At 58.9% G+C, this 12363-nt stretch carries 12 protein-coding genes; 9 read left to right on the top strand and 3 right to left on the bottom strand.

Going from position 1 to position 12363, the window contains the following annotated elements; translation table 11 throughout:
• Nucleotides 1–50 precede the first annotated feature (50 nt).
• From SBL51_RS17890 to SBL51_RS17880, 3 genes are all read left to right on the top strand, one after another.
• Nucleotides 51–983: a D-hexose-6-phosphate mutarotase gene (locus tag SBL51_RS17890; protein WP_317932473.1), complete on the top strand. Its 933-nt coding sequence runs from the start codon at nt 51–53 to the stop codon at nt 981–983.
• A gap of 262 nt (nt 984–1245) precedes the next feature.
• Nucleotides 1246–2412: a TonB family protein gene (locus SBL51_RS17885; protein WP_317932472.1), complete on the top strand. Its 1167-nt coding sequence runs from the start codon at nt 1246–1248 to the stop codon at nt 2410–2412.
• Between the two features lie 268 nt (nt 2413–2680).
• Nucleotides 2681–3580: a DUF3108 domain-containing protein gene (locus SBL51_RS17880; RefSeq protein WP_317932471.1), complete on the top strand. Its 900-nt coding sequence runs from the start codon at nt 2681–2683 to the stop codon at nt 3578–3580.
• A gap of 7 nt (nt 3581–3587) precedes the next feature.
• Here the strand turns inward: SBL51_RS17880 and serA are convergent, their stop codons facing one another.
• A complete protein-coding gene (serA, locus tag SBL51_RS17875) occupies nt 3588–4817 on the bottom strand; it encodes a phosphoglycerate dehydrogenase (protein WP_317932470.1) in 1230 nt (409 codons plus the stop codon).
• A gap of 314 nt (nt 4818–5131) precedes the next feature.
• Here serA and SBL51_RS17870 point away from each other — a divergent pair, with 314 nt between their 5' ends.
• Genes SBL51_RS17870 through SBL51_RS17855 form a run of 4 tightly spaced genes read left to right on the top strand, consistent with a single transcriptional unit; the run spans nt 5132 to nt 8823 of the window.
• Nucleotides 5132–6046 carry an alpha/beta hydrolase gene (locus tag SBL51_RS17870; RefSeq protein ID WP_317932469.1) on the top strand — a complete coding sequence of 305 codons (915 nt, stop codon included), beginning with the start codon at nt 5132–5134 and terminating at the stop codon, nt 6044–6046.
• A gap of 5 nt (nt 6047–6051) precedes the next feature.
• On the top strand, nt 6052–6390 hold the full coding sequence (locus tag SBL51_RS17865; RefSeq protein WP_317932468.1) for a DUF4156 domain-containing protein: 339 nt from the start codon (nt 6052–6054) through the stop codon (nt 6388–6390).
• A 58-nt stretch (nt 6391–6448) separates the two neighbouring features.
• Nucleotides 6449–7432 (top strand): DUF523 and DUF1722 domain-containing protein, encoded by a 984-nt coding sequence (locus SBL51_RS17860; protein WP_317932467.1) that lies wholly within the window; start codon nt 6449–6451, stop codon nt 7430–7432.
• Nucleotides 7432–8823, top strand: a complete 1392-nt coding sequence (locus tag SBL51_RS17855) for a cryptochrome/photolyase family protein (RefSeq protein ID WP_317932466.1) — start codon at nt 7432–7434, stop codon at nt 8821–8823. Before SBL51_RS17860 ends, SBL51_RS17855 begins: the two co-directional genes overlap by 1 nt.
• A 3-nt stretch (nt 8824–8826) precedes the next feature.
• Here SBL51_RS17855 and rpiA read toward each other — a convergent pair whose 3' ends face one another.
• Nucleotides 8827–9492, bottom strand: a complete 666-nt coding sequence (gene rpiA, locus SBL51_RS17850) for a ribose-5-phosphate isomerase RpiA (protein WP_317932465.1) — start codon at nt 9490–9492, stop codon at nt 8827–8829.
• A gap of 138 nt (nt 9493–9630) precedes the next feature.
• Between rpiA and ilvA the strand changes: the two genes are divergently transcribed.
• Nucleotides 9631–11163, top strand: a complete 1533-nt coding sequence (gene ilvA / locus SBL51_RS17845; RefSeq protein WP_317932464.1) for a threonine ammonia-lyase, biosynthetic — start codon at nt 9631–9633, stop codon at nt 11161–11163.
• 399 nt (nt 11164–11562) lie between these two features.
• Entirely contained in the window at nt 11563–11700 is a 138-nt protein-coding gene (locus tag SBL51_RS17840) for a hypothetical protein (RefSeq protein ID WP_317932463.1), read from the top strand.
• Between the two features lie 49 nt (nt 11701–11749).
• On the opposite strand, the gene SBL51_RS17835 is transcribed toward SBL51_RS17840, so the two are convergent.
• Nucleotides 11750–12361, bottom strand: a complete 612-nt coding sequence (locus tag SBL51_RS17835; RefSeq protein ID WP_317932462.1) for a 5-formyltetrahydrofolate cyclo-ligase — start codon at nt 12359–12361, stop codon at nt 11750–11752.
• Nucleotides 12362–12363: the final 2 nt, after the last annotated feature.

Here is a 12363-nt window from a genome sequence, read left to right as displayed (position 1 = left end):
CGCTAGCCCAGCTTGCCAGGCGCTACCCAGACGCTCACCACCCTAGGAAAATGGAATTGGATTTAGCCACCGAACTGCAAAGCCTCTATAAACGTTTTGGTCATCTGCCCGGAGTCTATTTCGAGCTGCATCGCAACTTGATTGCCCTCTCACTGAAAACACCCCAGGCGGATGCCCTGATATTTGTGCAGGGGGCGCAGGTTTGTCAGTTCCAGCCCAAGGGGGAGCCACCGGTGCTTTGGTTGAGTGAGCACAACCAGTACCAGGAGGGGCAACCGCTGCGCGGCGGCATTCCCATCAGTTGGCCCTGGTTTGCCGATCTCTCGAAAAACCCGGCTGTAATCAGCGGGCAACTGGCCGCAACCGATTCCGCCGCCGCCCACGGCTTTGTGCGCAATGGCCACTGGCAGTTGGCCAATATCGAGCTGGATGGTGAGCTCTACCGGGTGACCCTCACCTTCGAACCCGATCCTTCAGCTTGGCCCTTTGCCTGCGCCCTGCAGTTGTGTGTGACCATCGGTCGCCAGTTGCAATTGGCGCTGACGGTGAAAAATTTTGACGAGCAACCCTTTCACTATGCCCTGGCGTTGCACAGCTATTTCAATATCTCCAACATTGATCTGGTGAGAGTGGAAGGTTTGACAGGCAAAGATTACGTCGACTGTTTGCTAGAGTGGCAGCTCGATCAACAAAACGATGCCTTGACGATTGCGCAGGAGGTTGATCGGATCTTCCCTGATCTCAATGGCGAGGTGGCGCTGGTTGATTGTGGGTTTAAACGCACCATTCGTTTGCAAAGTGAGGGGTTGCCCAGCCTGGTGGTGTGGAACCCTTGGCGGGACAAGGGGGCTCGCCTTAGTCAATTCGGCGAGGGTGATTATCAGCAGATGCTCTGCCTGGAGAGCGGCGCGCTGCTGGATAATATCGCCACCTGTGCACCGGCTAGTGACCGCTACCACAGCCTGGTGATCACCACGGCCTAGCCTTTAATTTGCACACCGGCCGACATCCTTAGCGGGCCGTGTTTGTCAAGCAGATGGTTATCTGCTATTCAAATATAGGGGGAGTATCTTCGCTTGGTGCGCCCGATTGGCTATGTGTCGATTCGGTTCGCAATTTTCTCGCTCGGCCGGTAACGCTTTGCCGGCTCGAATTTATCCCGGTTAAATGGAATGTCGCTATGCGCAAGGCGTTGGCCTGGCGTTGGTGGCTGTAACTGTTTTCTCCACAGTGGACGATATTTTTATGCGTGCAAGTAGTCGTGGTGCAGCACTGTCTCATCCTGTTTCATTAATTATTTGGGTTGTCGCATTGGCGGTTGCTCCCGTCCTGAAAGCCAGTGCCGAGGTGAATGGTCTGGCGGTATTCAAGCAGTTTGGCAAAGAGCGTTACATTGCTGCCCTGCATCTTCCACAATTGACCGACCAGGCTCAGGAGGCGCTGTTGCAGCGCAGTGGTTCCAAAATGGAATTTGCCATCATCGCCGAGAGTATCAGCCAGCGCAGTCTGGTACGCAGTTGGCTGGAGAGTATTACCGTCAATGCCGACGATGCGGCCCTAGACCTCTACGCCAGCGACATATCGACGCTGGTGGATATGATCAAGGGGGCGGTTTATGCAGGGGATCACCTGGTGTTTGCGAAAACAACAGAGGCGATGGTGATTACCCTCAATGGTATTGAACTGGGGCGGCTGTCGTCCCCGGGGCTGTTCGATCTGATGCTCGATACCTGGATCGGCGCTGTGCCACCCTCAAGTGAGTTTCGCGAGGGGCTGCTCAGCTCCGGGACGCTGGCACCGGAGCTGTTGGCTCGTTATCAACAGGTTAAGCCCGCGGCCAAGCGCGCCGTGCAAATTGAGGCTGAGTGGTTGCCGTTGGCGGCAGAGCCGGAGTCGGAAGTGGCCGAGGCTGACGCGGCTGCAGACGCCGAGCCGGAGCCAACCACGGTGGCGGCAACCAAGCCTGCGGCACCGGCTGGCTCGGTAAAGCCTGACGTAAAAGCACCGACGGTCAAGCCGCCGGTGGTACGGCAGAGTACGGGTGGGGCCAAGGCCGCTCTGGTTGAAGCGGAGGCGTTGTTGTCTGCTGTGGTTAGCGCCGAAACCCTGCGTGAGAACCGCCGTTACTACAACGAGGTCAAGAAGAAAATCTACCACCGTGTGCAGTACCCCGATCGGGCTTTGCGTCTTGGCCGGGAGAGCATTGTCGGCCTGAATGTGCGCATTGATCCAGATGGCAAGCTGATGGAGGTGATCGTCAGTGAAGAGTCTGAGTACCAGTATTTCAACAAGGCGGCGGTACGCGCGGTGGAGGTGGCGGAACCCTTCCCTGCACCGCCCAGCGCCGTTTTGGACGAAGGTGCTTACGAGTTGAATCTGATCGTGAATTTCCGCCTGGCTGAACCCAGCTAGGCAGAGCGTCGAACCCGGGTCAAGCCCGGCTCGGGTTTTGCGCCTCTCCCCGTTACTATCCTCGCCAATTAGCCACTGCGGCATCTGCAGTGCCGCTGTCATATTTGGCCAGCAAGATCTCTGGGCAGCGCTGGTGCATCTGGCAATTGCTAAACTTTTTGCCTATCGTGCTCTCCAACCGCAGCAGGTGGATGGATTAATAAGGGTGAGGGATTTGGATTTGTTCGAGATTCGGCGGCGTCGGTGCGGGCGTCATCGGTTGGCGTTAATGTTGGCCGCGCCGGCGTTAATGCCTGTACTTGGTTGGTCAGATCCACCAGTCGACCCCCTCTTTGCAACCGACCTGCGCCCACCGGCGCCGGCTGTTACTGAAGCCGATACTTACGCGCCAGCCGTTGCTGAACCCAAGCCGTCGCAACTCGAGCCAGAAGCCAATCCAGAACCTGAGCCAGCCGCCCTGCCGGATTCCGAGCCAGTGCTCGCCCCGCGGTTTGCAGAGCAACAGGCGATCGCCACCTGCCAAACTGATCTGTTACAGCGTTTGAACGGTGTCAAGATTGAGTATGAGGCTGAGATAAAATCCCTGTCGGTGGATTCCACCCGTTGGCTGCAGCGGGTGGACGACGGCCAGTGGCAGCTGCAATCCCGGGCCGAATGGCTGTTTATGAGTATTCATGAAAAGAGTGTGTTCAACTGGCCCGATTGGCACTTGGCTTCCTATCAGCACGAGCGCAAGGGCATGAGCTCTAAGCAGAATGTGGCCGTGACGGTCGACTATGACCAGGGGCGTTTCTTTGCCGATGCCCGCAATGAGGTGCGCGAGTACGACTTCGATGGGCAGCTGTTTGATGACCTTAACCACCAGTTGAAACTGCAGCTGGATGTTGCCTGCCAGCCCGAGCAGCAGGTCTTCACCTACCTGATTGCCAAGCGCAAGGGGCCACGTGAGTATCGTTACGAACGGGTGGGCATGGAGGAGATCAGTACCGAGGCGGGGAAGATTAACGCCATTAAGTTGGAAAAGCTCGACGACGATCGCACCACCTATGTTTGGCTGGCGCCGGAGATGGGTTACATCATTGTCAAGTTGCTGTTTGCCGAGGACGGCGAGCGCAATACGCTCAGTATTAAACGCTCGCCCAATCTCAATCCGGAACCGGCCCGGTGAGGCGCTGTTAGAACAGCACCCGGGCGCGAATGGTCCCTTCAATTTGGCGCAATTGGTTCAGCGCCAGTTCGCTGTACTCCGCATCGATATCCACCACCACATAACCGACCTTGTCGTTGGTTTGCAGATACTGGCTGCAGATATTGATGTTGTTCTCGGAGAGCACGCGGTTGATGGCCGACAAAATGCCGGGAATATTCTTATGCACGTGCAGCAGTCGGTGCACACCGGCGTGTGAGGGCAGGGCCACCTCGGGGAAGTTGACCGAGCTGATGGTGGTGCCGTTGTCGGAGTATTTCACCAGTTTTTCAGCCACTTCTGTGCCGATGTTGGCCTGGGCTTCCTGGGTGGAGCCGCCAATGTGGGGAGTCAAAATGGCGTTGTCGAACTCGCGCAGTGGTGAGACAAACTCATCGCTGTTACCGCGTGGCTCAACCGGAAACACATCGATGGCGGCGCCGCCAATATGGCCGGAGCGGAGCGCTTCGGCGAGTGCGTCGATATCCACTACCGTGCCGCGTGAGGCGTTGATCAAAACACTGCCCGGTTTCATGGCGGCAATCTGCTCGGCGCCCATCATATCTTTGGTGGCGGCGGTTTCCGGAACGTGCAGGCTGACGATATCGGAGGTGGCGAGCAGCTCGTTCAGGTCGCGAATCTGGTGGGCATTGCCCAGCGGCAGCTTGGTAACCACATCGTAGAACTGCACGCGCATGCCCAGGCCTTCGGCCAGAACGCTCACTTGGGTGCCAATGGCGCCGTAGCCGACAATACCCAGGGTTTTACCGCGCACTTCAAAAGAACCTTCGGCGCTTTTCAGCCAGCCGCCACGGTGGCAGGCGGCGTTTTTTTCGGGGATGCGACGTTGCAGGAGGATGGCTTCGGCGATCACCAGTTCCGCCACCGAGCGGGTATTGGAGTAGGGGGCGTTGAACACGGCGATGCCATGTTCCTGCGCCGCCTGCAGATCGACCTGATTGGTGCCGATACAGAAGCAGCCCACGGCGATCAGCTTCTCCGCCTGTTCAAACACTTCCCGGGTAAGCTGGGTGCGTGAACGAATACCCACGAAATGGGCATCCTTGACGGCTGCGATCAATTGCTCCTGGGGCAGGGAGGTCTTCAGGTATTCGATATTGGTGTATCCGGCCTCGGTCAGGGTGTCGATGGCGGACTGGTGCACACCTTCCAGCAGAACGAATTTAATCTTGTCTTTGTCCAGTGACGTATTTGCCATAATGACGGACTACCTCGTAAGAAAGAGAAAGTGCCCGGAAACCACCACGCCCAAACGGGGTGGTCGGTTTTCTATACCTGCCTTTTATGGAGTGCAACCGGGCTGCCTCACCCGCAGGGTGCCTCGGCTGCTGTCAGTCGGGGCCAGGAAAAAAGGGGCGCTATCATAGCACAGAGTCGGCACCACCCAAGGGGGCGGAGCGAAATTGTGCACTATTTATTGGCTGTCTCAACTGTGCATTGCCGAGTGACGATGGCTTGGGGTAAGTTAGCGCAGGCACTATTGGTGTTGTCATCCTATTGTGAGAGCAAACTATGGCCAGTCCGGAATTAGCCACCGTCGTCGAACATATGCAGCGGATCAGCGAGCTGTCGCTCAGCAGTGGCCCCCACACCATGCAAAAGCGGGCGCTGCTGGATATGTATTTTGCCGCCGCCCCGGAGATATTAACGGTGACGGCGCGCATGCTGCCGGTGCTGGTGGGCGAACTGGCCTGCGAGTGGTTGATTCCCGATGAGTGCGATCTCAGTCGCCGGGTGCTCTATCTGCACGGCGGCTCCTGGATGGCGGGCTCCTCCTCCAGCCATCGGCCGTTGATTGCCCGCCTGGCGGTGGCCACCGGCTGCCCGGTGTTGGCGGTGAATTACCGGCTGGCGCCTGAGTTTCCCTTTCCGGCGGGGCTGGAAGATGCCATTCACGCCTTTCAGTGGTTGGCGGGCCACAGCCCCGAGGGCGAACAGCCAGCCGATAAGCTGTTTATCATGGGTGACTCCGCCGGCGGCAACCTGACCCTGGCCTCCATGCTGGCCCTGAAACAGGGCGGTAAGCGGCTGCCCGATGCGGCGGTGGTCTTCTCGCCGGCGGCCAACCTGGAGTACGAGCGGGCCGAGGCCCAGGAGCTTGATCCGCGTGACCCAATTCTCAATGCCAAGCTGCTACCCTTTATTGTTGCCAATTATGTGCAGGAGCAGGCGAACCTCAAGGATCCGTTAGTGTCACCCCTCTATGGCGATCTGGCCGGCTTGCCACCCACGCTGCTGCAGGTGGGTGATGCCGAAATTCTTTACGACGACGGCTGCAGTTTTGCCGAGGCGGCCAACGCCCAGGGGAGCCAGGTGCAGTTGAGCGTCTGGCCGGACATGCCCCACGTCTTCCAGGGGTTTGCCCCGCTCCTGCCAGAGGCCGTGCAGGCCATAGACGAGTTAGCAAATTTTATAAGAGGTTTTTAGAGTCGATGATGCACTCCCTGAAGAAATTTATTCCCGCGCCCCTGGCTCTGTTGGCCGCCAGCTCGCTGCTGGTGACCGGTTGTACCTTTGTCAAACTGAGCGAGGCCGGCGCCAAGGTGGATATCCGCGAAAATACCAGCGTCGCCAACTGCCAGAAGCTGGGTACCATCTCCGTCAATGGCGTCGATAACGTCGGCTTTATCAACCGCAGCGAGAAGAAAGTGAGCAACGAGCTCACCATTCAGGCGCGTAACGATGCCGCCGCCATGGGCGCCAATGTGCTGGTACCCTTAGGCTCGCCGGTGGATGGCGTCCAAAAGTTTGAGGCCTACCGCTGCCCCTGATCCATCCTTCGGGCAGCCGGCTACGTAGATAGTCACCAAAGCTCTTTGGATTTTCGCCGTGCCCCAGCGCAGTCACCCCAACAACATTCCCGTCGGTATCAGTGCCTGTGTGCTGGGGGAATCGGTGCGTTACAACGGTGGCCATAAGCAATCGCGGTTGTGTACCGAGGTACTGGGCGAAGTCTTTGCCTTTCGGCCTTTCTGCCCCGAGGTCGCTATCGGCCTGGGGGTGCCCCGCCCCAGCATCCGCCTGGTGGGCGACGCCGCCCATCCGCGGGTGGTAGGCAGCGATGACGCGAGCCTGGATGTCACCGAGCCCCTGCGGCACTACAGTGACGCCACCGCCCGTTCGCTGGCGGAGCTGTGCGGGTACATTTTTATTAAAAACTCCCCCAGTTGTGGCCTGTTTCGGGTAAAGGTCTACAACGACGACACCAGCAATCCCAGCTTTGGCTACCCCTTGGCAGAGAGTGGGCGCGGCGTTTTTGCGGCGGCGGTGGTGAAGAACAATCCGCTGTTGCCGGTGGAAGAGGAGGGGCGCTTGCAGGACCCGCAGCTGCGCGAGAACTTCATCCTGCGGGTGTTTGCCCTGCACGACTGGCGCCAGGCGGTGGCGCAGGAGCCGACTGCCAAAGCCCTGATCGACTTCCACAGCCGCTACAAATACACCCTGATGGCCCATTCGCAAAAGGGCTACCGGCTACTGGGGCAGCTGGTGGCCAATTCTCAAGCTAAAACGCCTGCGGCGTTGTGCGATGAGTATCTGCCTCTCTTTATGGCCGCGCTGGCCAAGCCGGCGACGCGTAAAAATCACTGCAACACTCTGCTGCACATCCTCGGTTACCTGAAGCGCACCGTCGCCGGCGGGATTCGCCAGGATCTGGTTGAGGTGATCGATCGGTATCGGCAGGGGGTGGTACCGTTGGCGGTGCCGGTCACCCTTATCAAACACTATGTCGATCGCTACGGTAACGACTATATTCGTTGCCAGGTCTATCTCGACCCCTACCCCCTCGAACTCGGCCTGCACAACCAGATCTGATGGCGAACTCACGGCAACTGGTGTGGCTGCGCAGTGATCTGCGGTTGGCGGACAATCCGGCGCTTTTTCGCGCCCACCAGGCCGGCGCGGTGATCGCCTGTTTTGCACTCACTCCCGGCCAGTGGCGGGCACACCACGACAGCCCAGCCAAGCTGGGGCTGGCGCACGACCTGCTCAGCCACCTGGCCGAAGCGCTGGCGGCGCGCAATATTCCCCTCAAAATCATCTCCGTACCGGATTACGCCCAGCTGCCCAAGGCGTTGGTGGCACTGGCCGCGGAGCTTGGCGCCGAGGCGATCTGGTGCAACCGTGAGTACCCGCTGAACGAAGTACGCCGGGATCAGGCCGTGGCCGCCGCCTGCCAGGCGGCTGGGCTGGGCTTTAATGTTCTGGAGGGCGACCTGGTGTTGGCTCCAGGTCAGGTGGTGACCGGCCAGGGGCAGATGTTCCAGGTGTTTACCCCTTTTGCCCGGCGCTGGCGGCAGGTGTTGACCAGTGCCGCTTGGCAGTGCCTGCCGGCGCCCAAAAAGCAGCCGGCGGTGGCGGTTGTCAACGACCCCATCCCCACCTTTGGTGGCGGCTACCGGCGCGATCTCTGGCCGGCCAAGCCACGCCAGATCGCCGGGCGACTGGCTGCCTTCTGTGACCATTCTCTGGTTGATTACGAGGTAGCGCGGGATTTTCCGGCCCACAAGGGGACTGCCCTGCTCTCCCCCTATTTGGCCCTGGGGGCGGTAAGTGCGCGCCAATGTCTGGCCGAGGTAGAGGCGCGGCACGGCCCGGATGGACTTGCTGGGCAGTGGCTGACGGAGTTGATCTGGCGGGAGTTTTACCGCCATCTGCTCTACGCCCGGCCGGATATCAGCCGGGGTAAAAGCTTTAAGGTGGCCGGCGACGACGTGCGCTGGGCGGATAGTGGGTTATTTGAGCGCTGGTGCCGGGGGCAGACCGGGGTGCCGATTGTCGATGCCGGCATGCGCCAGCTGCTGCGTAGTGGCTGGATGCACAACCGGCTGCGGATGATTACCGCCGCCTTCCTCAGCAAACTGATGCTGATCGATTGGCACTTGGGGGAGGCCTATTTTATGAGCCGGTTGATCGATGGTGATTTCGCCAGCAACAACGGCGGCTGGCAGTGGAGTGCCTCGGTGGGGGCTGATGCCGCCCCCTATTTTCGTATCTTTAACCCCTACCGCCAGGCGGAACGGTTCGACCCCAATGGGGATTTCGTGCGCCGGTTTGTACCGGAGCTGGCCTCGCTCACCGGCAAGGCGATTCACCAGCCGAGTGCCGAGCAGTGTCGTCAGCTCGGCTACCCCCTACCAATCATTCATTACCAACTGGCGCGGGAGCAGGCATTGGCGGTCTTTGCCGAGGCGTTTAAACGCTAGCGGTTAAAACTGTTTGACGCCTTCGGCACCACCGAGCAGCAGCACATCGGCGGGGCGGGCGGCGAACAAGCCGTTGCAGACAACGCCGACGATCTGGTTGATCTCGGTTTCCAGGGCCACCGGGTCGGTGATTGCCAAGCCGTGCAGATCAATAATGATATTGCCGTTATCGGTGACCACCCCCTGGCGATAGACCGGGTTGCCGCCCAGCTTCAACAGTGCCCGGCCCACGTGGGAGCGCGCCATGGGGATCACCTCCACCGGCAGTGGAAAGGCACCTAGGGTCTCCACCCACTTGCTCTCATCGGCGATGCAGACAAACTCCTCGGCCACGGCCGCGACAATCTTCTCGCGGGTCAAAGCGGCGCCGCCGCCTTTAATGAGCTGCTTGTTGGGGTTGGTCTCGTCGGCGCCATCGACATAGACCAGTACCCGGTCGACGGTGTTGAGGTCGTACACCGGAATGCCGTGGCTCTTCAGCCGCTCGGCGGAGGCCTCGGAGCTGGCCACGGCACCGTCAAACAGCCCTTTGATCTGCGCCAGATAGTCGATGAAATAGTTGGCGGTGGAGCCAGTGCCGACGCCGACGATGGTATCGGCTTCAAGTTTGGGTTGAATGTAATCGATGGCCGCTTTGGCGACGGCTTGTTTTAACTGGTTTTGATCCATAGGGCGGGCTTCGGGAGTGAGAGTTGGCGATAGGGTGAAAGAAGCCGGCATTATAGGGCCAACGACATGCTAATTCATGACTTATAGACCTTTCTTCGCTAGTATTGCCGCTTTTCCCAGCAGACCCACCAGCTCGCCATGCCTCACACCTACATCAAACGCATTCTCGACGCCCGCATCTACGACCTCGCCGTGGAGACGCCACTGGATTTTGCCAAATCGATCTCCACGCGCCTTGATAACCGCGTGCTGTTGAAGCGCGAGGATCTGCAGCCGGTCTTCTCGTTTAAGATTCGCGGCGCCTATAACCGGTTGCTGCAGTTGAATGATGAGCAGAAGGCGCGCGGTGTGATTGCGGCCTCGGCTGGCAACCATGCGCAGGGGCTGGCTTATAGCGCTCAGCATCTGGGCATTGATGCCACCATCGTTATGCCACGCACCACGCCGGCGATTAAGGTGGAGGCGGTACGCGGTTATGGTGGCCATGTGGTGTTGCATGGCGACGTCTTCGACGAGGCGGCCGCCCACGCCCAGCAGTTGGTGACGGAGCGAAACCTCACCTACATCCCCCCCTACGACGACGCCGATGTGATCGCCGGCCAGGGTACGGTGGCCATGGAGCTGCTGCGCCAACACCCAGCCAATATCGACGCGGTGTTTATCCCCGTGGGTGGCGGCGGTCTGGCGGCGGGGATGGCGGCCTACATCAAGTTTGTGCGCCCGGGTATTAAGGTCTATGCCGTGGAGCCGGAGGATGCCGCCTGTCTACACGCCGCCATGCAGGCGGGGGAGCGGGTGATTCTGCCGGAGGTGGGTATCTTTGCCGACGGTGTTGCCGTTAAACAGATTGGCGAGGAGCCCTTCCGGATTTTACAGGACACCATCGATGGCGTGATCACCGCCAACACTGATGAGATCTGTGCCGCCATCAAAGATATCTTTGAAGATACCCGCTCCATTGCCGAGCCGGCGGGAGCCCTCTCCCTGGCGGGGTTAAAGAAGTATGTGGCGGAACATGGCGTCCACGGCCAGACCTTGATCGCCATCGACAGTGGTGCCAACACCAACTTCGACCGGCTGCGCTACATCTCTGAGCGTACCGAAATCGGCGAGCAGCGGGAGGTGATTCTGGCGGTCACCCTGCCGGAGAAACCCGGCGCCTATCGCACTTTCTGTGAAGATTTGGGCCGCCGTAACATCACCGAATTTAACTACCGTTACGCCAGTGACTCCGCTGCTCACGTTTTTGTCGGTATGCAGGTGGCGCCGGGTGGCAGTGACCGTCGGGAGCTGGTAACCCGCCTGGTCGACAAGGGCTACCAGGTTCTCGACCTGACCGAAAACGAGATGGCCAAGGGCCATATCCGCCACTTGGTGGGTGGCCATGCCCCGGTACTCGACAGTCAGCTGGGACTGGAAGAACGGCTGTTTCGTTTTGAATTTCCGGAGCGCCCGGGTGCCCTGGTGAAGTTTCTCAACCACATCGCCGGGCGCTGGAACATCTCGCTCTTCCACTACCGCAACCACGGCAGCGCCTTCGCCCGTATTTTGGTGGCCATGCAGGTGCCAAGCAGTGAGTTGGAGGGGCTCTACACCTTTCTCGATAACCTGCCCACCTATCGCTACTGGGACGAGACCGATAACCCCGCCTACCAGCTCTTTCTGGCCTGAGTCAGCCCCAGTGAGGGGCAGGCTGAGGGTCTTTTCGAACCACCACCCGGTTAACAGCCGCTCAAAACTAGGGCGCTTGGAAGGGTGTTGTTCCCTTTGAGGGCGGTGGTGCCCCTGCCTAGCGCACAGCCAAACATGAAAGAGTGCTAATATTTTTGCCTGCTAATTTGCGTCTTATACTTATTTGGCTTTTGTAAGCGACTACTTACTGACTCTGTGATGCATAACACATCTTGGCTATTTAAAACTTGCGGGAACTAAAAGCGAGTATATATATATCTATAAGACTGATTATTCCAAACAATCACTTGGTGATCGTTTTAATTTTAGGTATAAACCTTGCTCTTTTTTTATAACCAAAAGTTAAAGCTATAGGTAAAACCCGTAAGGATACTCGTGATGAAAAATGATGTGCTTACCCTGGCTGCGGCTGTGTTTTTAGTGGGTGTGCTCGCTTCCAGTGTGGGGGCCAGTGATCTCTTTAAATCTGAATCCACTCCGCCATCAGCTTTACAGCAGGGCGTTACCGCTCCCTGATTGCCTCCGTTCGCCACTGTCGCTAACCCGCAGTGATGGTTAGTGGCTGTCAACCGGTTTTAATGAACCACCCCTTCTCCGTAACAATTCCATCCAAGGGCTGATCCCAGGGTTCTGTGGGTAGTGCCTGTTCGTATTTTTGGCAGTAAAAGCCTATACCCACCAGCCGTGGCCGGCGCAGGCGTCTCTTTTGGGTTGCCAGCCAGCGATCGTAATAACCTCCACCCATCCCCAAGCGATTGCCCAGGTGATCAAAGCTCACCAGTGGCATCAGCACCAGATCAAGGCGCCACAAATCGACCACTCTGCCCGGGTGGGCCAGTGGCTGGGCAATGCCATAGCGGTTAACCGCCAGCGGTGCATCGGCGTGATAGCGGTGAAACTGCATGTAACCGCGTTGGTTGACCACCGGCAGATACCAGTGCTTGTGTCGGGCCAGCGGCCCAAAATGGAGGAGTGGGCGGGGGTCTATCTCCTCGCCCATCGGCCAATACAGGGCAATGTGGCGTGCCCGTAAAAACAGCTGGCTGGAGTAGATGGCGCGGCTAAGCTGCCGGGCCGCCGCCTGGCGTTCCACCCGGCTTATCTGTCTGCGGGCGCGGCGCTTGGTCTGGCGAATTTGGCGTTTGAGTGTGCTTAGGTTGGCAGGATCTGCTGACATGA

Source organism: Halioxenophilus sp. WMMB6 (genome assembly GCF_033283405.1).
Lineage (GTDB): Bacteria > Pseudomonadota > Gammaproteobacteria > Pseudomonadales > Cellvibrionaceae > Halioxenophilus.
This window is presented reverse-complemented; position numbering and strand designations above follow the sequence as displayed.